The sequence below is a fragment of the Agromyces sp. NPDC055520 genome (genome assembly GCF_053619715.1).
In genome coordinates this window covers 32,899-53,047 of record NZ_JBSHJY010000013.1, presented here as the reverse complement: position 1 = coordinate 53,047, position 20,149 = coordinate 32,899, and the positions used below count along the sequence as shown (strand labels likewise).

General features: G+C 70.7%; 18 protein-coding genes. 10 read left to right on the top strand and 8 right to left on the bottom strand.

Annotated elements, in window-relative coordinates; genetic code table 11:
- Window positions 1–96 precede the first annotated feature (96 nt).
- The 6 genes from ACWGST_RS07930 (at window position 97) to ACWGST_RS07905 (ending at window position 5,939) form a co-directional block, all read left to right on the top strand.
- Window positions 97–1,362, top strand: a complete 1,266-nt coding sequence (locus ACWGST_RS07930; RefSeq protein ID WP_452046124.1) for a CaiB/BaiF CoA transferase family protein — start codon at window positions 97–99, stop codon at window positions 1,360–1,362.
- The gene (locus tag ACWGST_RS07925; RefSeq protein ID WP_452046123.1) at window positions 1,359–2,576 is read left to right on the top strand and encodes an acyl-CoA dehydrogenase family protein; all 1,218 of its coding nucleotides are present in this window, start codon (window positions 1,359–1,361) and stop codon (window positions 2,574–2,576) included. The genes ACWGST_RS07930 and ACWGST_RS07925 overlap by 4 nt, the downstream gene beginning before the upstream one ends.
- Window positions 2,577–2,747: 171 nt before the next feature.
- A complete protein-coding gene (locus ACWGST_RS07920; RefSeq protein ID WP_452046122.1) occupies window positions 2,748–3,578 on the top strand; it encodes an amino acid ABC transporter substrate-binding protein in 831 nt (276 codons plus the stop codon).
- Window positions 3,579–3,680: 102 nt separating this feature from the next.
- Complete coding sequence (locus ACWGST_RS07915; RefSeq protein ID WP_452046121.1) at window positions 3,681–4,343, top strand: amino acid ABC transporter permease; 663 nt, start codon at window positions 3,681–3,683, stop codon at window positions 4,341–4,343.
- Window positions 4,330–5,130 (top strand): amino acid ABC transporter ATP-binding protein, encoded by an 801-nt coding sequence (locus tag ACWGST_RS07910; RefSeq protein ID WP_452046120.1) that lies wholly within the window; start codon window positions 4,330–4,332, stop codon window positions 5,128–5,130. The genes ACWGST_RS07915 and ACWGST_RS07910 overlap by 14 nt, the downstream gene beginning before the upstream one ends.
- Window positions 5,131–5,165: 35 nt before the next feature.
- Window positions 5,166–5,939, top strand: a complete 774-nt coding sequence (locus ACWGST_RS07905; protein WP_452046119.1) for a Pr6Pr family membrane protein — start codon at window positions 5,166–5,168, stop codon at window positions 5,937–5,939.
- On the opposite strand, the gene ACWGST_RS07900 is transcribed toward ACWGST_RS07905, so the two are convergent.
- From ACWGST_RS07900 to ACWGST_RS07890, 3 genes are read right to left on the bottom strand one after another with little or no spacing between them, the layout of a single operon-like run.
- On the bottom strand, window positions 5,836–7,377 hold the full coding sequence (locus ACWGST_RS07900) for an FAD-dependent oxidoreductase (protein ID WP_452046118.1): 1,542 nt from the start codon (window positions 7,375–7,377) through the stop codon (window positions 5,836–5,838). The two genes, ACWGST_RS07905 and ACWGST_RS07900, sit on opposite strands and share 104 nt — an antisense overlap.
- Window positions 7,378–7,386: 9 nt before the next feature.
- Window positions 7,387–8,823: an aminotransferase class III-fold pyridoxal phosphate-dependent enzyme gene (locus tag ACWGST_RS07895; RefSeq protein WP_452046117.1), complete on the bottom strand. Its 1,437-nt coding sequence runs from the start codon at window positions 8,821–8,823 to the stop codon at window positions 7,387–7,389.
- 35 nt (window positions 8,824–8,858) lie between these two features.
- Window positions 8,859–10,427: a CoA-acylating methylmalonate-semialdehyde dehydrogenase gene (locus tag ACWGST_RS07890; RefSeq protein WP_452046116.1), complete on the bottom strand. Its 1,569-nt coding sequence runs from the start codon at window positions 10,425–10,427 to the stop codon at window positions 8,859–8,861.
- Between the two features lie 114 nt (window positions 10,428–10,541).
- Here ACWGST_RS07890 and ACWGST_RS07885 point away from each other — a divergent pair, with 114 nt between their 5' ends.
- The 3 genes from ACWGST_RS07885 (at window position 10,542) to ACWGST_RS07875 (ending at window position 13,520) form a co-directional block, all read left to right on the top strand.
- The gene (locus ACWGST_RS07885) at window positions 10,542–12,206 is read left to right on the top strand and encodes a PucR family transcriptional regulator (protein WP_452046115.1); all 1,665 of its coding nucleotides are present in this window, start codon (window positions 10,542–10,544) and stop codon (window positions 12,204–12,206) included.
- Between the two features lie 116 nt (window positions 12,207–12,322).
- Window positions 12,323–12,778 (top strand): VOC family protein, encoded by a 456-nt coding sequence (locus ACWGST_RS07880; RefSeq protein WP_452046114.1) that lies wholly within the window; start codon window positions 12,323–12,325, stop codon window positions 12,776–12,778.
- Between the two features lie 10 nt (window positions 12,779–12,788).
- Window positions 12,789–13,520, top strand: coding sequence for a winged helix-turn-helix transcriptional regulator (locus ACWGST_RS07875; RefSeq protein WP_452046113.1), 732 nt, complete (start codon window positions 12,789–12,791; stop codon window positions 13,518–13,520).
- A gap of 117 nt (window positions 13,521–13,637) precedes the next feature.
- On the opposite strand, the gene ACWGST_RS07870 is transcribed toward ACWGST_RS07875, so the two are convergent.
- The 5 genes from ACWGST_RS07870 to ACWGST_RS07850 form a co-directional block, all read right to left on the bottom strand.
- Complete coding sequence (locus ACWGST_RS07870; RefSeq protein ID WP_452046112.1) at window positions 13,638–15,014, bottom strand: NAD-dependent succinate-semialdehyde dehydrogenase; 1,377 nt, start codon at window positions 15,012–15,014, stop codon at window positions 13,638–13,640.
- Between the two features lie 51 nt (window positions 15,015–15,065).
- Complete coding sequence (locus ACWGST_RS07865) at window positions 15,066–15,443, bottom strand: cupin domain-containing protein (RefSeq protein WP_452046111.1); 378 nt, start codon at window positions 15,441–15,443, stop codon at window positions 15,066–15,068.
- A complete protein-coding gene (locus ACWGST_RS07860) occupies window positions 15,440–16,888 on the bottom strand; it encodes an NAD(P)/FAD-dependent oxidoreductase (RefSeq protein ID WP_452046110.1) in 1,449 nt (482 codons plus the stop codon). Before ACWGST_RS07860 ends, ACWGST_RS07865 begins: the two co-directional genes overlap by 4 nt.
- Before the next feature lie 113 nt (window positions 16,889–17,001).
- Window positions 17,002–18,498: a helix-turn-helix domain-containing protein gene (locus tag ACWGST_RS07855; RefSeq protein WP_452046109.1), complete on the bottom strand. Its 1,497-nt coding sequence runs from the start codon at window positions 18,496–18,498 to the stop codon at window positions 17,002–17,004.
- 149 nt (window positions 18,499–18,647) lie between these two features.
- A complete protein-coding gene (locus ACWGST_RS07850; protein WP_452046108.1) occupies window positions 18,648–19,202 on the bottom strand; it encodes a cysteine hydrolase family protein in 555 nt (184 codons plus the stop codon).
- Between the two features lie 52 nt (window positions 19,203–19,254).
- On the opposite strand from ACWGST_RS07850, the gene ACWGST_RS07845 reads away from it, so the two are divergent.
- The gene (locus ACWGST_RS07845; protein WP_452046107.1) at window positions 19,255–20,088 is read left to right on the top strand and encodes a dienelactone hydrolase family protein; all 834 of its coding nucleotides are present in this window, start codon (window positions 19,255–19,257) and stop codon (window positions 20,086–20,088) included.
- Window positions 20,089–20,149: the final 61 nt, after the last annotated feature.

Below are 20,149 nucleotides of genomic sequence, written 5' to 3'. Positions count from 1 at the left end.
GGCTAGTCGAGCGCGGCCGGGTCGAGCGGTTCGAAAAAGAAGCGATATAGGATGATTGAGCGGCCGCCGGGCCGCCGACATGCGAAGGCGGATGGGATGCGCGAGCGACGGGTCGACGAGGAGCCAGTGGTGGAGCCCGCGGGCGTGCTCTCGGGCGTGCGCGTCGCCGACTTCTCGCGGGTGCTCGCCGGCCCCTACGCGACGATGATGCTCGCCGACTTCGGCGCCGATGTCGTGAAGATCGAGCCGCCGGCCGGCGACGACACCCGGCACTGGCGCCCGCCGGTCGACGCGACCGGGCAGTCCACGTATTTCGGCAGCGTCAACCGCAACAAGCGATCGGTCGCACTCGACCTGACGGATGCCGCGGGGCTGGCCGAGGCCCGCCGCCTCGCGGGTTCGGCCGACGTGGTCATCGAGAACTTCCGCCCAGGGGTGATGGATCGCTTCGGGCTCTCGTACGAGTCGGTGCGTGAGTCGAACCCCGGCGTCGTCTACTGCTCGATCACGGGATTCGGCACGGGAGAGGGCGCCGCGCTCGCGGGCTACGACCTGCTCGTACAGGCGGTCGGCGGGCTCATGTCGATCACGGGCGCCGTCGACGGCGAGCCCGCGAAGGCCGGCGTCGCCCTCGTCGACGTGCTCACCGGGCAGAGCGCGGTCGCCGGAATCCTGCTCGCGCTGCGTGAGCGCGACCGCACGGGGCTCGGCCAGCGCGTCGAGGTCAACCTCCTGCAGGTGCTGCTCTCGGCGCTCACGAACCAGGCCGCGTCGACGCTCGCGACGGGCAGCCCGCCGCGGCGTCTCGGCAACGCGCACCCGAGCATCGCGCCGTACGCCGTGTTCCACGCGGCCGATCGCGAACTCGTGATCGCCGTCGGCAACGACAAGCAGTTCCGGGCGCTCGCCGCGGTGCTCGACGCGCCCCTGTCCGAGGGTCTCGATACGGCCCTGGCGAACCCACTCGACCACCCGACCGGATTCGACGATCCACGCTTCGCGGGCAACGTCGACCGGGTCGCGCATCGCGCCGAGCTCACGGCGCTCATCGAGCGGCGGCTCGCCGCGGCATCCGCTGCGCACTGGGTCGATGCGCTCACCGAGGTCGGCGTGCCCGCGGGACTCGTGAACGACGTGGCCGAGGCGATCGCGTTCGCCGAGGCGCTCGGCCTCGAACCCGTGGCCGAGATCGGCTTCGACACCTTCAGAGCCGAGAGCGTCGCGAGCCGCACGGTCGCCAACCCCATCGGCCTCTCGGCGAGCCCCGCCGCCTACCGCACCCCGCCGCCCGCGCTCGACGAGCACGCCGGCGCCGACTGGCACCCCGCGACATCCACCCCATCGAAAGGACCGCAGCCGTGACCCACGCACCCTCGATCGACGCCGTGTTCGACCTCGACGCGCTGCTCAGCGCCGAGGAGCGCGAGTGGCAGCTGAAGGCCCGCGCCTTCGCGCAGGAGCGGATCCTGCCGGTCATCGAGGAGGATTTCGAGGCCAAGCACTTCCGCCGCGAGTTCGTGAAGGAGCTCGGCGAGCTGGGCTTCCTCGGCATGCACCTGCAGGGGTACGGATGCCGCGGGGCCGGCGCCGTCTCGTACGGCCTCGTGTGCCTCGAGCTCGAGGCCGCCGACAGCGGTTGGCGCACCTTCGTGTCGGTGCAGGGCTCGCTCGCGATGAGCGCGATCCACAAGTACGGCTCCGAGGAGCAGAAGCAGCAGTGGCTGCCGGGCATGGCCGCCGGCGACCTCATCGGGTGCTTCGCCCTCACCGAGCCCCAGGGCGGCTCCGACCCCGCGGGCATGACGACGACCGCGCGCCGCGACGGCGACGGCTGGGTGATCGACGGCGCCAAGCGCTGGATCGGGCTCGCCTCGCTCGCCGACGTCGCCGTGGTCTGGGCGAAGGTCGACGACGGTTCACTCCCTGAGCCTGTCGAAGGGCGCCCTTCGACAGGCTCAGGGAGCAGTGTCCGCGGGTTCCTCGTGCCGACCGGAACGCCGGGCTTCACGGCGACGCCGATCGACGGCAAGCTCTCGATGCGCGCCTCGGTGCAGTGCGACATCTCGCTCGACGGCGTGCGGGTCGGCGCCGGCGCGATCCTGCCGGGCGCCCGCGGGCTGAGCGGCCCGTTCGGCTGCCTGAACGAGGCGCGCTACGGCATCGTGTGGGGCGCCATGGGCGCAGCGCGTTCGTGCCTCGAGGCCGCGATCTCGCGTTCGACCTCCCGCGAGGTGTTCGGCAAGCCGATCGGTGCGAACCAGCTGATCCAGGCGAAGCTCGCCGACATGTTCCTCGAGGTCGAGAAGGGCATCCTCCTCGCCCTGCACCTCGGGCGCCTGAAGGAGCGCGGCGCACTCACGCCCGCGCAGATCTCGGTCGGCAAGCTCAACAGCGTGCGCGAGGCGCTCGCGATCGCACACGAGGCGCGGGCGATCCTCGCCGGCGACGGCATCACGAACGCGTGGCCCGTCATGCGGCACGCCGCGAACCTCGAGTCGGTTCGCACCTACGAGGGCACCGACGAGATCCACCAGTTGATCCTCGGGCGGGAGCTCACGGGCCTCAACGCGTTCTGAGCGGGCGTCGACTCCGACGTCGGCGACGCCCCGGAACGCAACGCAGGGTAACGCCGTTTTCGTCTCGGGCGCGGTCGTGGTGGACTCGATTTAAGCGCAACACCCCGCGCCGCCTGCACCGCATGCGCATGCACACACGCAGCCGCAGCACTCCCACGAACGGAGCTCCACATGACTCGCGCACCTCGCTTCCGCACCCTGCTCGGCCTCGCCGCGGCATCCGTCGCCGTCGTCGCCCTCGCCGCCTGCTCGGCCGGCACTCCGGCCTCGAGCGATGCGGCGAGCGGCGCGTCCGGCGACAACGAGTTCGGACTCGTGAAGGCGGGCACCCTCACGGTCGCGACCGAGGGCACGTACCGTCCGTTCAGCTTCCACGAAGACGGCTCGGGCGATCTCGTCGGCTACGACGTCGAACTCGCCGAGGCGGTGGCCGACAAGCTCGGCCTCGAGATCGAGTTCCAAGAGACCCAGTGGGACGCGATCTTCGCCGGCCTCGACGCCGGGCGCTTCGACGTCATCGCGAACCAGGTGTCGATCAATCCCGAGCGTGAAGAGCAGTACCTCTTCAGCGAGCCGTACACCGTCTCGCCGGGCGTCATCGTCGTGAAAGAGGGCGACACCTCGATCTCGAGCTTCGCCGACCTCGCCGGCAAGACGACCGCGCAGTCGCTCACGAGCAACTGGTACACGCTCGCGCAGGAGTCGGGCGCGAACGTCGAGGCCGTCGAGGGCTGGGCCCAGGCCGTCGCGCTGCTCGAACAGGGTCGCGTCGACGCGACCGTCAACGACGAGCTCACCTACCTCGACTACGTGAAGACCAACGGCCAGTCGGGCCTCGCGGTCGCCGCCGAGACCGACGACCCCTCGCTCAGCGCGCTCGCCTTCACGAAAGACAAGACCGACCTCGTCGCCGCCGTCGACGGCGCGCTCGCCGAACTCCGCGCCGAGGGCGTGCTCGCCGAACTCGGCCAGAAGTACTTCGGCGCCGACGTCTCCGAGTAGGTTCTCCGCCGAGTGTTGACGTTGGCGCCCAGGGCGGCGGCCGGAGCGGTACGTTTCGGCATGGAACGTTAACACTCGGCGGTAGTAAGAAGGCGGTGAGGCATGAGCGGCTGGCAGCTGTTCCTCGATTCGTTCTGGCCGATCGTGCTCGGCGGGTTGACGGGCACGATTCCGCTCGCCCTCGCCTCGTTCGCGATCGGCCTCGTGCTCGCGCTCGGCACCGCACTCATGCGGTTGTCGAAGAACCGGGTCGTGTCGGGCATCGCCCGGTTCTACATCTCGGTGATCCGCGGCACGCCCCTGCTCGTGCAGCTCTTCGTGATCTTCTACGGGCTGCCGTCGATCGGGCTCGTCATCGACCCGTGGCCGAGCGCGATCATCGCGTTCTCGCTGAACGTCGGCGGCTACGGCGCCGAGGTCATCCGCGCGGCGATCCTCTCGGTGCCGAAGGGCCAATGGGAGGCGGGGTTCACGATCGGCATGTCCCATGCCACGACCTTGCGCCGCGTCATCCTGCCGCAAGCGGCCCGGGTCTCGGTGCCGCCGCTGTCGAACACCTTCATCTCGCTCGTGAAGGACACCTCGCTCGCCTCGCTCATCCTCGTGACCGAGCTGTTCCGCGTGTCGCAGCAGATCGCGGCGTTCAGCCAGGAGTTCATGCTGCTCTACCTCGAGGCGGCGCTCATCTACTGGCTGTTCTGCCTCGTGCTCTCGGGCGGGCAGGGGCTCATCGAGAAGAGGCTGGACCGCTATGTCGCACACTGATCCGCTCACCCCTGCAGCGGCACCGGATGACTCGGTGCTGCTGTCGGCCCGGGGCCTCCGCAAGTCGTTCGGCGACAACGAGGTGCTGCGTTCGATCGACCTCGAGGTGCGGCGCGGCGAGGTCGTCGTGCTCATCGGGCCGAGCGGCTCGGGCAAGACGACCGTGCTGCGCTCGCTCAACGGACTCGAGACGCCCGATGGCGGCACGATCGACTTCGCGGGCGGGCCGGTCATCGACTTCGCCGCGCCCGTCTCGAAGGCCCAGCGCTTCGCACTCCGCGACCGCTCGGCGATGGTCTTCCAGCAGCACAATCTCTTCCCGCACATGACGGTCATCGAGAACGTCATCGAGGGGCCGGTGCGCGTGCAGCGGGTGCCGAAGGCGCAGGCGGGCGCCGAGGCATCCGCTCTGCTCGATCGCGTGGGACTCGCCGAGAAGCGCGACGCCTACCCGTTCGAGCTCTCGGGCGGGCAGCAGCAGCGCGTCGGCATCGTGCGGGCGCTCGCGCTGAAGCCGCAACTGCTGCTCTTCGACGAGCCGACGAGCGCGCTCGACCCCGAGCTCGTGGGCGAGGTGCTGCAGGTCATCAAGGAGCTCGCCGACGAGGGCTGGACCATGGTCGTCGTCACGCACGAGATCAGCTTCGCCAGGCAGGTCGCCGACGAGGTGCTCTTCATGGACGGCGGCGTCGTGGTCGAGCGCGGCGCCCCCGGCGACATCTTCACGAAGCCGACGCAGGAGCGCACGCGGCGGTTCCTCGACCGGATCCTGCGGCCGCTCGACTGAGCTCCCCGACCATCGAGTGCGGCTAGCGTTGGAGCATGGCCCGCTCGCGACGCACCAGCGCCGTCGAGGCGCAGCGGGTCGAGGCGCAGCGGGTGCGGCGGTCGCGGCGGGCGCTCGGCGTCTTCCGGGTGCTGATCGCGCTGCTCGAGATCGTGGCGCTCGTCGGCAACTTCCAGTACGTGCTCGGCTTCAGGCTCTTCGCGACCGCGAACTTCTTCAGCTACTTCACCGTGCAGTCGGCGTTCGCGGCGGTCGTGACGCTCGGCATCGCGGCGGCGTTCGCCCTGTTCGCACCGCGCGACCCCGCCTGGCTCGGCATCCTCCGCACGATGGTGACGATCTACGTGCTCGTCTCGGGCATCGTCTTCGGCGTCATCGTCGCGCAGGCCTCGACTCGCGACTATCGCATGGAGGTGCCCTGGTCCGACACCGTGCTGCACTTCGTCGTACCCGCGCTCGCCCTCATCGCCTGGTCGGTCGACAGCGTCATGGCGGTGAACCCCCGCGTGCCGTGGTCGACCGTCGGCTGGGTGCTCGTCTTCCCCTCGATCTGGCTCGTGTACACGCTGTTCCGCGGAGCGGACCTCGGGTGGTACCCGTACTTCTTCCTCGACGAGGCGCAGGTCGGCGGGCCCGCCGGCGTCGCCCTCTACTGCCTGCTCGTCGTCGTGATCTTCGTGGCGCTGACGGCGGTGCTCGTCGCGGTCAACCGGATGCTGTGGCGAAGGGCGCAAGCGCGCCGAGCATCTCGGCCTCGAACGCCTGATCGTCGAGCCCCTCGAGTCGAGTCGCCTGCACTGCAGCGATGAGGCCGAGCAGCAGCGGCTCGCCCGAGTCGAGGCCGGCGTCGATCCAGGCGGCCACCGGTGAGACGTCGCCGACGACGGTGAGCACGTTCGGCGCCGGGCCTGGCGTCAGCCCATCGATTTCCGGCGACCCCGCGGCATCCGCTCGCCAGAACGCCTCTTCGAACCGCAGCCACACCGTGTCGACCACGCCCATGCCGAGCAGCGAGATCGCGCGCTGGTGCATGAGCGGCAGCGACGGGCTGAACCGCACGGTGTCGGTCTTCAGCACGCCGAGCGGCACCGTGACGACGGCGCGATCGACCGTGAGCGACTCGCCCGAGTCGAGCCGCAGGCTGACCCGTTCGTCGTCGTGCGCGATCTTCGTGACGACGCTCGAGACCGCGATGTCGAGCGGCGCCGCGAGCGCGTCGACGTAGTCGGCGAGCCGCCCGGTGACGAGTGCTCCGAGCGCGTCGGACCACGCGGGGTCGTAGCCGCCGGCCGAGATCTGCGAGGTGATCGCCCCGGTCGACGGCGCCACACTGCTGTTGATCGAATGCGCGAGCCAGTCGGCGGGGCTCACGCCCGAGGCGTCGGGCACTGCCGACAGCGGCGTCGCGCCCGAGCCGGTGAGCGCGGCTGCGAGCGACACGTCGCGGGGCTGGCCGGCGGCCCACTGCTGCGCCGTCGCGATGGCGTCGGCGCCGCTCGTCGCGAGCGGCACGCGCACACCGGCGGGTGTCGTCGCCGAGACCTCGACGACGAAGGGCACGGTGTCGACGGATGCCTCGTGCAGCGCGTCGACCACGGCGGCGGCGTCGCCCGTGAACACGGCACCCAGCTCGATCGGGGCGTCGAACCCCGCGTCATCCACCGTCTGGATGCGCCCGCCCAACCGGTCGCGCGCCTCGATCACGACGACCTCGAATCCCGCGTCGACGAGGTCGCGGGCCGCAGTCAACCCGGCCAGGCCCGCGCCGACGACGGCCACGCGCTCACCGGGGGAGCCGAGCCGCGTGAGCTCGGCGGCGGCCCGTGCGCCCGAGGCGCGGGCGCCCTCGAGGGTGCCGTGCCGCTCGGGGTCGGTCGCTTCGCCGGCGATGATCAGGCGCCCGCCGACGGGCTCGGCGAGCGCCCGTCGCAGCTCGGACGTGCCGCCGACCGAGTCGAAACTGAACGACCCGCGCGAGAAGGGATCGGCGCCCCAGCGCGAACGGCGCATCGCCGTGGGGGTGGGCACGCCGTGCGAGGGAGCCGGCGAGGTGGGGGGTGCGCTGCTCGGTGGCGCGGCGGTCGTGGGCGCCGGGTTCGGGCTCGGCCACGTGCAGCCCGCGAGCGCGAGGGAGGCCACGCCCGAGAGCGAGGCGGCCAGGAACGTGCGCCGGGCCAGGGGTGACGCGTGCCGGTTCAGGGGTGACGCCTGTCGGTCGCTGCCGCCGGGCGTCGCCCCTGAGTCCATGCATTCAGGCTAGACGACGTACCCGTCTGCCACGGTCAGTGCCTCGTCGATGATGTCGAGGCCGCGCACGAGCTCCTCCTCGGTGATGACGAGCGGTGGTGCGACGTGCATGCGGTTGAAGTGGATGAACGGCCACAGCCCCGCCTGCTTGCAGGCGGCCGCGACGGCACCCATGGGGGCGGCGTCGGCGCCGGCGGCGTTGAACGGCACGAGCGGCTCGCGCGTCGAGGCATCCTTCACCAATTCGATCGCCCAGAACAGCCCGGCGCCGCGGATCTCGCCGACCGACGGGTGCTTCGCGGCGATCTCGCGCAGGCGCGGCTCGACGACGCGCGAACCGAGGTCGCGCACGCGCTCGAGGATGCCGTCGCGCTCGAACACCTCGAACGTCGCGACGCCCGCGGCGCACGCGAGCGGGTGGCCCGAGTACGTTAGGCCGCCCTGGAACGAGACGGTGTCGAAGTGCGAGGCGATCTTCTGCGAGATCACGACGCCGCCGAGCGGCACGTAGCCCGAGTTCACGCCCTTCGCGAAGGTGATCAGGTCGGGCACGACGTCGAACGCGTTGACCGCGAACCACTCGCCGATGCGGCCGAAGCCGACCATGACCTCGTCGGCGATGTAGACGATGCCGTACTTGTCGCACAGCGCGCGAACGCCCGGCAGGTAGCCGGCCGGCGGAACGAGCACGCCGTTGGTGCCGACGACCGTCTCGATGAGGATCGCCGCGATCGTCGCCGCGCCCTCGAGCACGATGAGCTGCTCGAGGTGGGCGAGCGCACGCTCGGTCTCTTCGGCCTCCGAGGTCGAGTGGAACGAGGAGCGGTACGCGTACGGGCCCATGAAGTGCGCGACCGAGCCGTCGGAGGGCTCGTTCGCCCAGCGACGCGGGTCGCCCGTGAGCGAGATGGCCGTCGCGGTGCCGCCGTGGTAGCTGCGGTACATCGAGAGCACCTTGCGCCGACCGGTGACGGCGCGCGCCATGCGCACCGCGTACTCGTTGGCGTCGGCGCCGCCGTTCGTGAAGAACACCTTGTCGAGGTCGCCCGGGGCGACCTCGGCGATGCGACGGGCGAGCTCGCTGCGGACATCCGAGGCCATCGACGGCTGGATGGTCGCGAGGCGACCCGCCTGCTGCTGGATCGCGGCGACGAGGTCGGGGTGCTGGTGGCCGAGGTTCAGGTTCACGAGCTGCGACGAGAAGTCGAGGTAGGCGTTGCCCTGGTAGTCCCAGAACGTCGAGCCCTCGCCCGCGGCGATCGGCAGCGGGTCGATGAGCGCCTGCGCGCTCCACGAGTGGAACACGTGCGCGCGGTCCTCAGCGCGCACGAGCGCCTCGGCCTCTGCGTCGGGCAGCGAGTGCACGACGCCGCGCCGGTCGGTGTAGACGGCGTCGACCTGCGCGTCTGCCTGCGTTTCGGTCGCGTGGGTGATGGTGTCGGTCATGCGAGTCTCCGATCCCTCCTGAAAATGAACATGGGTCAGTGGTTCTGGGGGAAGCCCAGGTTGATGCCGCCGTGGGCGGAGTCGCTGCGCGTGGCCGGGTCGAGCCAGCGGCTCGTGATGGCCTTCTCGCGGGTGAAGAAGTCGAAGCCGTGCACGCCGTAGGCCTTCGCGTCGCCGAACAGCGACTGCTTCCAACCACCGAACGAGTGGTACGCGACCGGCACGGGGATCGGCACGTTGATGCCGATCATGCCGACCTGCACCTCGTTCTGGAAGCGGCGTGCGGCGCCGCCGTCGTTGGTGAAGATCGCCGTGCCATTGCCGAACTGACCCGAGTTGATGAGCTCGAGGCCCTCGTCGTAGGTGGCGACGCGAACGATCGAGAGCACCGGGCCGAAGATCTCCTCGGTGTAGGCGCGCGAGGTCGTGGGCACGTTGTCGAGCAGGGTCGGGCCGAAGAAGAAGCCGTCTTCGTGGCCGTCGACCGAGCAGCCGCGGCCGTCGACGACGATCGTGGCGCCGTCGGCCTCGGCGATGTCGACGTAGCCCGACACCTTGTCGCGGTGCACGTCGGTGATGAGCGGGCCCATGTCGGGCTCACTGAGTTTGCCGTCACCGGCGTCGACGCCCGCACCGTTGCCGATCGTGAGCTTCGCGATGCGCTCGGTGATCTTGGCGATCAGCTCGTCGGCGACGGGCTCGACGGCGAGCACGACCGAGATGGCCATGCAACGTTCGCCGGCGGCGCCGTAGCCGGCGTTGACGGCCTGGTCGGCGACGAGGTCGAGGTCGGCGTCGGGCAGCACGAGCATGTGGTTCTTCGCGCCGCCGAGCGCCTGGACGCGCTTGCCGTGCTTCGAGGCGGTCTCGTAGATGTACTGGGCGATCGGGGTCGAACCGACGAACGAGATCGACTGCACTGCCGGCGAGGTCAGCAGGCCGTCGACGGCGAGCTTGTCGCCCTGCAGCACGGTGAACACGCCGTCGGGCAGGCCGGCCTCCTTCCAGAGCTCGGCGAGCCAGAGTGCGGCCGACGGGTCCTTCTCGCTCGGCTTGAGCACGACGGCGTTGCCGGCGGCGATCGCGATGGGGAAGAACCACATCGGCACCATGGCCGGGAAGTTGAACGGGCTGATGATGCCCACGACGCCGAGCGGCTGCTTCAGCGAGTACACGTCGATGCCGGTCGAGGCGTTCTCCGAGAAGGCGCCCTTGATCAGGTGCGGGAAGCCGGTGGCGAGCTCGACGACCTCTTGACCGCGTGCGATCTCGCCCATCGCGTCGGAGAGCACCTTGCCGTGCTCGGCGGTGATGATGGCCGCGAGCTCGCCCTTGCGCGAGTTCAGCAGCTCGCGGAACGAGAACAGCACGGTCTGGCGCTTGGCGATCGAGAAGCCGCTCCACACCTCGAAGCCGGCCTGCGCCGACGCGATCGCGGCGTCGATCTCGGCCTGATCGGCGAGTGCGACCTGAGCGCGCACGGCGCCGGTGGCGGGGTTGTAGACCGGGGCGGTGCGCCCCGAGCCCGATGCGCGCAGCGCGCCGTCGACCCAGTGCCCGATCACGGGCACGTCGGGCGTCGAGGGAGTCTCGGTGATGCTCATTGGCAGTTCCTTCACTGATATGCGGCGGTATGTCGGTGCCGGCATCGGACAGTCTGCCCGGGCATCAACTAGGCTGTTGCTTCCAAGCATGACAGAGGAAGAAAGGCGACTCCGGTGGCAGATCGTCGCGAAGATGAGGCGATTCAGACGAACCGTCCGGTGGGCGGCCCGGCCGACGACGGACTCCCGACCGTGCGCGAGATCCTCACGATCCCCGCGGTCGCGCAGGGCATCCCCGAGGTGCTCTCGGGCGGCGACTCGCTCGATGCGCACGTGCGCTGGGCCCACGTCTCCGACAGTGCAGGAGTGGCCCGGCTGCTGAACGGCGGCGAACTGCTGCTCTCGACCGGATCGGGGTGGCCGACCGACCCCGACGAGCTCGCGGCCTTCGTCGGCGGACTCGTCGACGCCGGCATCGCGGGGCTCGTGCTCGAGCTCGGCGTGCACTACCGTTACGTGCCCGCCGTGGTCGAGTCGGCTGCGCGCAAGCACCGACTCGCCCTCATCGCCCTGCACCGCGAGGTGAAGTTCGTCACCCTCACCGAGGCGGTGCACAGCCGCATCATCTCGGTGCAGACGGCGGCCCTTCGCGCCCGCGACGAGGTGCGCGAGCGCTTCACGGCGCTCGCCCTGCGCGGCTCGCCCCCCGACTTCATCGTGCAGCAGCTCGCCCAGACGCTCGGGTCGGCGGTCGTGCTCGAGAACCTGGCCCACGAGGTCGTGGCGGCAGAGGTGCCGCTCGCCGCAGAGGTCGAGCTGTTCTCCCGCTGGGAGACGCGGTCGCGGCACGCGCACCGCACGCTCGAGCAGCAGCGCGCCCGCGGCGCCGCCGCCACGGCGGACGACTGGCTCATCGTGCCGGTCGAGGCCCGCGGCATCCGCTGGGGTCACCTCATCGCCTTGCCCGGCCCGCCCCACCCCGCGGGTCGCACGAGCGTGCTCGAGCAGGGCGCGATCGCGCTCGCGCTGGGCCGTCTCGCCGACGGCGTGGCCGACGAGTGGGTGCGCATCGGCCGCCAGCGACTCGTCGACGGGCTGCTCGACGGTCGGTTCGCGGGGCTTCCGGCGGCCACCGCGCGCATCGAAGCGGCCGGCCTGCCGCTCGAGGGCGCGCGGCTCTTCGGCGTCGTGGTGACCGGCGGCTCGGTCACGGCGGCGGCAGCGGATGCCGCGGCTCGCGAGCTCGGCGGTCGCGCGCTCGCCGGGGTCGCTCCCGAGAGCGCGCCCTCGGCCACGATCGTCGTGCTGTCGTTGCCCGCTTCGCGGAGCTTCGACGACGCCACGGCGCGGGCGTTCGCGGCCGGCCTCGTCGCCGGCGACGTGGCGCTGCTCGACCGGCTCGTGGTGTCGGTCGGCTCGGAGGCGAGCGGGCTCGATGCGCTGCTCGGTTCGGTGCAGGAGGCGATCGACCTCGCGCGCGGGCCCGGCGCCCGAGCGGCTCGGGGGCCCGTGCTGCGGCGATCCGACGACCGCCCGCTCATGCGACTCGTGACCGCGCTGCGCGACGATCACCGCCTGCTCGAGCACGGGGAACGCATGCTCGAACCCCTCATCGACTACGACCTCGCCCGCAAGGGCGACCTGCTCGACGTGCTCGGCGCGGTGCTCGCGCACCCGGGCAATCGCACGGCCGCGGCATCCGCTTCGCATCTGTCTCGCTCGGTGTTCTATCAGCGGCTCGCGCTCATCGGCGACCTGCTCGGCGCCGACCTCGACGACGGTGAGACGCTCACGGCGTTGCACCTCGCGCTGCTCGTGCGGCGCAGCGTCGTGCGCTGACGGGGCGGCCGTGACGGCCGTGCGGAAATTCTGTCTACTTGCTATTGACAAGTGCACTTGCAAAGAGCAAGCTTGAGCACGAATCATCCACCAACCACGACGAACCGGAGGCGATCATGACCGCGACCAGCATTTTCGTGAACCTGCCCACCACTGACCTCGAGCGGGCCAAGAGCTTCTACGAGGCGCTCGGCTTCAGTATCAACCCCATGTTCACCGACGAGAACGCCGCGTGCGTCGTGCTCGACGAGAACATCTACTTCATGGTGGTGACGCGCGAGTACCTCGGCACCTTCACCGACAAGCAGATCATCGACCCCGCGACGCTCGCGCAGACGCTCATCTCGTTCACGCGCGACTCGCGCGACGAGGTCGACGCCGTGCTCGTCAAGGGGCTCGCGGCCGGCGGCACCGAGCCGCGCGACGCGCAAGACTACGGCTTCATGTACTCGCGCGACCTCGAAGACCCCGACGGCAACATCCTCGGATTCCTCTACATGGACCCGGTCGCCGCCGAGAAGGGCCCCGACGCGTACCTGGCCGAGCAGGGCGCCGCGTCGGCCACGGCCTGATCGGCACCGCATGGCGACACGCGCCGCGCGCGGCTTCGGTCAGTACGACGGGGTGGCACGTGCACTCGAGCGGGTCGGGGATCGATGGGCACTGCTCATCGTCCGCGACCTGCTCGTCGGCGCGCGCCGGTACGGCGACCTGAAGGCGGGGCTGCCGCGCATCCCCACCAACATCCTGAGCGACCGGCTGAAAGAGCTGCAAGAGGCGGGCGTCGTGCGCCGCGTGCCCACCGTGCGCGGCGGGTACGAGCTCACCGCCCTGGGGCTCGGCCTCGAACCCGTCGTCATCGCCCTCGCCCGGTGGGGCTGGTCGGTGCTCGGCGATCCGGCCGAGGGCGAGTCGGTCACGCACGACGGGCTCGCGGTCGCCTTGCGCGCCGCATTCCGAGCGGATGCCGCGGCGTCGATGCCCGCGACCGAGTACGTGCTGCACGTGGCCGGTGAAGGCCAGGAGCCCGTCTCGGTCTCGGCGATCGTCGTCGGCGGCACGCTCGACGTCGCCCCTGTCGGGCCTGGGGCGCTGCAGCAGCCGCGTCGGTCGGTGTTCGAGCCGGTGCCGTCGGTGGTGCTCGAGCTGCAGCTCGACCCGGCGGCGCTCGGCGCGGCGCTCGCCGGCGACGCATCGGGTGCTGGCGCGGTCGTGCTCGCCGGCGGCCCCGAGCTGCTCACGCGATTCGGGCTGACCTTCCGTATCGAGCCCGAGGCGCCGACATCGTCGACCGGAGCCTCGGCGGCGGCGTGAAATGCGGCACGGCCGAGAACGACACCGTCGTGCTCATCGGCGTGCAGGGCGTCGCCGGCGTGCCTCGGGAGTTCTGCGGCTGAGCCCGGCGCGAACGCCGTGCCGGGCTCAGCCCGGCTACTTCGCGACGAACGAGAGGCGGCGGTTGGCGAACTCGCCGATGCCGACCGGGCCCATCTCGCGCCCGAAGCCCGAGCGCTTGACGCCGCCGAAGGGCAGCTCGGCCGCCTCGGCCGCGATCGTGTTGACGTGCGTCATGCCGACCTCGAGCCGCGAGGCGAGACGCGCGGCACGAGCCTCGTCGGTCGAGAACACCGAGCCGCCGAGGCCGAGCGCGCAGTCGTTGGCGAGCTCGAGCGCCTCTTGGTCGCTGTACACGCGGTAGACCGTCGCGACCGGGCCGAACATCTCTTCGCGGTACGACGCCGAGTCGCGGGGCACGCCCGTGAGCACGGCGGGCGAGTAGTACGCGCCGGGGCCGTCTGAGAGTACGCCGCCGGCTTCGAGTGTCGCGCCCTCGGCCACGGCCTGCTGCACCTGGGCGTGCACCGTCTCGGCGGCGGCGCGGCTCGACATCGGCACGTACTGGCCGTCGCCGAGGTTCAGCTGGTCGCCCGGCTCGAGTCCGTCGGCGAGGCGGCGGAGCTCTGCGACGAACTCGTCGTAGATCTCGTCCATCACGATGAGGCGCTTGTTGGAGTTGCACACCTGGCCGACGTTGTACACGCGGAAGTCCCACGCCGCCTTCGCGACACCGGCGACGTCGTCGGAGTCGAGCACGACCATCGCGTCGATGCCCCCGAGTTCGAGCACGCACTTCTTCAGGTGCGTGCCGGCCTGTGCGCCGATGATGGCGCCGGCCCGCTCGGAGCCGGTGAGCGAGACGCCCTGCACCCGGGGATCGGCGATCATCGTCGCGATCTGGTCGTGCGAGGCGAACACGTTCTGGTAGCCGCCGACGGGAACGCCGGCCTCCTCCATGATCTCTTGGATCGTGAGGGCCGATCGCGCGCAGATGTCGGCGTGCTTCAGGATGATGGTGTTGCCGAGCACGAGGTTCGGCGCCGCGAAGCGCGCCACCTGGTAGTACGGGAAGTTCCACGGCATCACGCCGAGCAGGGCGCCCACGGGCAGCTGCTCGATGACGGCCTTGCCGGGGATCGTGCTCGGGATCTCGTGCTCGGTGATCAGGCCGGGCCCGTACACGGCGTAGTAGTCGATGATCGACGCGGCGAACTCGACCTCGTCGAGCGACTCGGCGATCGACTTGCCCATCTCGACGGCGATGAGCCGCGCGAGCTCGTCTTTGCGCTCGATGAACAGCTCGGCCACGCGCTTGACGGCCGCGGCGCGCTCTTGCACGCTGCACTCGCGCCACTCGCGGTAGGTGGAGTCGGCAGCGGCGAGCGTCTGCTCGATCTGCTCGTCGGTCGCGGCCTCGAACGTCTCGACGATCTCGCCGGTCGCGGGGTTCTGCACTCGATACTTCGCCATGGGATCCTCTTCTTCGAGATTGTCTTCGGGGATGAACGTCGGGTTCGCGTCTCAGCGCGAGATGAATACCTTGCGGAGCGTCTCGCGCACCGTCCAGATCGTGGTCATGCCGGCCTCGAGGCGCACGACGACGCCGGGGGCGAGGATGATCGGGTCGGCCGGGCGGCCGGTCGAGGGCACGTGCTCGAACTCGACGGTCGCGGCGCCCGCGAGCACGACGAAGACCTCGTCGACCTCGACGTCGCGCATCGCGCCGACCGTCATCTCCCACACGCCGATCTCGCCGGCGTCGGACGAGTCGAGCGCCCGGTACCCGGTGGCGGGCGTGCCCGCCACGACCTGCTCGGCCGGCACGGGTTGGTGATCGAGCACGAGCCCCGCGGCATCCGTCACCGCACCGGCGATGAGCCGCAGCATGTCGCCGCTCACGAGTCGAACCCCAGTCCGAGGGCGTCGAGGGTCTTCAACAAGATGTTGCGCTTGCCACGATTGTGGTCGGCGCGGTCGAGCGACCAACGGGTCGCGTTGATGCCCATCGACGCGGCGGGCTCGGGCGGGAAGGGCAACGGGCGTTTGCGCACCATCTCGAGCTGCGTGCGCTCGTTGTCGCGGCCCTCGAGCAGGTCGAGCATGACCTCGGCGGCGAACCGGGTCGACCCGACGCCGAGGCCCGTGAAGCCCGCCGCGTAGGCGACGCGGTTGTCGCGCGCGGTGCCGAAGAACGCCGTGAACTGCGTGCTCGTGTCGATCGCACCCGCCCACTGGTGGCTGAACTGCAGGCCCTCGAGCTGCGGGAAGGTCGTGAAGAAGTGGCTCGCGAGCTTCTGCCAGGTCTCTGGGCGGTTCTCGTATTCCGAGCGCACCTTGCGGCCGTAGTTGTAGATCGCGTCGTAGCCGCCGAAGAGGATGCGGTTGTCTTTCGAGAGCCGGTAGTAGTGGAACTGGTTGGCCATGTCGCCGATGCCCTGGCGGTCCTTCCACCCGATGTCGGCGAGCTGCTCGTTCGACAGCGGCTCGGTCATGAGCACGTAGTCGTAGACGGGCACCGTCATCAGGCGGTTGCGCTTCAGGAGCGACGGGAACACGTTGGTCGCGAGCACCGCGTGTGCGGCGTCGATGCGGCCGCCCTCGGTGATGACCGAGACGGCGCCGGTCGAGCCGGGGGTGTCGATGCGCTTGACGGGGGAGTGCTCGAAGATCTCGACGCCGAACTCTTCGGCGACGCGCGCGAGCTCTGAGGCCAGGCGCGCGGGGTGGACCATGGCGTTCGTGCGCTGCTCCCAGATGCCCGCCAGGTAGGTCGGCGACGCCACGGATGCCCGCATGGCCTCCTGGTCGAGGAAGACGACGCCCTCTTCACCGTGCTCGACCGACTCGGCGTACCAGTCGCGCAGCCACTCGATCTGGTGCTCCTCGATCGCCGGCGCGAGCATGCCCGTGCGCTCGAAGTGGAAGTCCATGCCGTACTCGGCCTCGGCCGCGCCGATCGCGTCGAGGTTCTCGATGCCGAGGCGGTGCAGCGTCGGCATCTCCTTCGGCCAGCGGGCCTTGCCGTTCTCGTCGCCGTGCGTGAGGCTCGCCTCGCAGAAGCCGCCGTTGCGACCGGATGCCGCCCAGCCGATGCTCTTCGCCTCGACGAGCACGATGCGGGCGTCGGGGGTGCGGCGCTTGGCGAGCACCGCCGACCAGAGGCCGGTGTAGCCGCCGCCGACGATGACGAGGTCGGCGACGTGGTCGCCGGTGAGCTTCGGTCGGCCGCCCACCGCGCCCTCGGGCAGGTCGTCGAGCCAGAACACCGAGTGGGCGGTGTTCTCGAGCGAATGGGCGATGACGGATGCCGGCGGCTTCTGTCGTTCGAAGACGGTGGTTCCCACGGGGATCACTCCGATGCAGTTGTGGTGCTTCCATCCTCCCCGAGCGGGCCGAGCGTCGCCAGCGCGTCGTGTCTCGACATCGGCTCGCGGCCGGACAGGTTGCCCGCGGCGCGCTACTCGACCGGCGTCGCCGGCGCGTGCGCCTCGAGGAACTGGTACACCTCGGTCTGGTCGACGCCGGGGAAGGTGCCCGTCGGCAGCGCCGCGAGCAGTGAGGTCGGGGTGCGGGCGGCCGGCCACGAGGCATCCGCCCATCGATCTGCCAACCCCGTCGGCGCCTGGCAGCAGGCGGGGTCGGGGCACCGTGAAACCGCACGATGCGGTGTCTCGCGACCGCGGAACCACTTGACGTGCTCGAACGGCACGCCGACCGACACCGAGTACTCGCCCTCCTTCGCCTTCTCGATGCGGGACGTGCACCAGAAGGTGCCCGAGGGCGTGTCGGTGTACTGGTACCAGGGGCTGAACCGGTCTTCGACGTCGAAGACGGTGCGGGCCGTCCAGTTGCGGCACATCGTCGTGCCCTCGATCGCGCCCAGCGCATCAGACGGGAACCGCACGCGGTCGTTCTCGTACGCCTTGATGATCGTGCCCGACTCGTGCACCTTCGTGAAGTGCACGGGGATGCCGAGCCTCGCGGTCGCGAGGTTCGTGAACCGGTGCGCGGCGGTCTCGTACGAGACGGCGAAGGCGTCGCGCAGCTCTTCCATCGAGATGCGGCGCAGGTTCTTCGCCTCGGTCAGGAACCGCACGGCGGCCTGCTCGGGAAGCAGGATCGCGGCGGTCAGGTAGTTCGTCTCGATGCGCTGGCGCAGGAAGTCGGCGTAGCCGCGCGGCTCCTCGTGGCCGAGCAGATGGCTCGCGAGCGCCTGCAGGATGGGCGAGCGCGAGTCGCGCGACGGCGACTGCTGCGTCGGCAGGTAGACGCGTCCGTTGCGCTTGTCGGTCACCGAGCGGGTCGAATGCGGCAGGTCGCCCACGTAGTGCAGCGAGTAGCCGAGGTGGCTCGCCATGTCGGCGACCAGCTGATGCGAGACCGGGCCACCCGTGTGGCCGACCGCCTCGAGCAGCTCGGCGGCCTTCGCCTCGAGCTCGGGATAGAAGTTGTCGCGCGCCCGCATCTCGGCGCGCAGCTGGGCGTTGGCCCGCCGCGCCTCTTCAGGGGTCGCGGCGCGCTCGCGGTGCAGGCGGTCGATCTCGTTGGCGAGGCTCAGGATCGTCTGCAGGGTCTGGTCGTTCATGCCCTTCGCGACGCGGAAGGCGGGCAAGCCGAGGGCCGCGAAGACCGGCCCGCGCTGGGCGCGTTCGACGGCGATCTCGAGGGCGGCGCGGGCCGAGGGGGCATCCGTTCGCAACAATTCGTCGACGGATGTCCCGAGCGCGAGGGCGATCGTGCGCAGCATCGAGAGCCGGGGTTCGCGCTTGCCGTTCTCGATCGCCGAGACCTGCGACGGTGCGCGGTCGATCGCGGCGGCGAGCTCGCCGAGCGTCAGTCCGCGCGCCGTGCGGCGGTCGCGGATGCGGCGGCCGAGCGTGAGCGCGTCGACCTCGTCGGCGCGCGGCTCGGCGAGGCCGGGGGAGGCGCTCGGGCTGAGATCCGCGGTGATCATGCCTTCGATGGTCACACGAGCGACGGGATGTCGCAAATAGAAGAACCGCGAATGTTCTGCGTGCCGGCGGGGCGATGCCCGGATGGCGCCCGGATTACGCGGCGATCAGCGGAAGCCGAGGGGAAATGTCGCGGTTCTGCGAATTCGAGCTACCGGTCGGCGAGCAGCTCGTCGGTCGAGACGACCTCGGCGTAGCTGTCGCCGAGAGCCGCCATGAACGCGGCGTGCACCAGCGCCGCCGGCACCACGGTGTCGCCGAACTCGAGGTCGGGGGCCGCACACGCGTCGTGGGCGACCGTCACGGAGTAGCCGGCGTCGGCGGCGGCTCGCACCGTCGCATCGACGCACATGCTCGACATCATGCCGACGATCACGACCCCGTCGACGTCGGCCCCGGCCTCGCGCAGGCGGGCGTCGAGGTCGGTGTCGAGGAACGCGTTGGGGTTCGCCTTGACAACGACGGGTTCACCGCCCTGCGGCGCGACCGCCGCGTGGATGTCGACGCCACTCGTGCCGGGGCGGAAGAACGTCGCATCAGCGGCATCCCACACATGCTGCACGTGCACGACCGGCTGGCCCGCCTCGCGATGCGACGCGAGCAGGCGAGCGGCGTTCGCGGCGGCCGCGTCGGGGCCGACCAACGGGTGCGCCCCGCCCGCGAAGTAGTCGTTCTGGATGTCGATGATCACGAGGGTGCGGGTCACGCGTGTCACGCTAGCTCATATGCGGGCCGCAATCGATCGAACGGAGCAGCTGATGACGGATGTCGACGCGGTGCACGGACTCGGCCGTTGGCGGCGCACGATGGTCTCCGACGGCACGCTCGCCGTCGAGTGCCTCGAGCGCGGCGAAGGGCCGGGTGTCATCCTGCTGCCCGAGATCCCCGGCATCATGCCGGGCACGATCGAGCTCGGTGACCTGCTCGTCGAGCACGGGTTCACCGTGGTCATGCCGTCGCTCTTCGGCGTGCCGGGCCGCCGACCGGGCGTGCTCGCCCAGGTCGCGACGCTGGCCAAGCTCTGCGTCATGGCGGAGTTCCGCGCGTTCTCGCTCGACCTGCGGGGGCAGATCACCGACTTCCTCCGGCTCGTCGCGCGTGATCTCGCGTCGCGAACCTCGGGCCGGGGCGTCGGCATCGTCGGCATGTGCTTCACCGGAGGGTTCGCGATCGCGACCGCGGTGACGACCGACGAGATCCTCGCCACCGTCGTCAGCCAGCCCGCGGCGCCGTTCGCCGTGAGCCCGTCGCGGGCGCGCAGCATCGGCGTGCCCGCGAACGCGCTCGAACGCTATGCGACCGACCGCGACGGCGCGGCGCCGTGCGTGCTCGGACTCCGCTTCACGAGAGACCGCACCTCGGGGGATGCGAGACTGGCCACGCTCGAACGGCACCTCGGTCGCGCGGTGCGGATCGTGCGCATCCCGTCGGGTGCCGACGCCGCCGACGGAACGCCGGCGCCCGCCCACTCCGTGCTCACCGGGGGCGTGCGAGAAGACCCGCCGAACCGGGCGTTCGACGAGCGGGAGCGGATGTTCGAGTTCCTCGGCGAGCGGCTCGCCGCGACGGGGAGCGCTCCCCATCGCGACTGAGCGGGACGGCTGATTGGATGGCGCGGGGGTCGGATCGGCCCCGATCCGAAGGGGAATATCA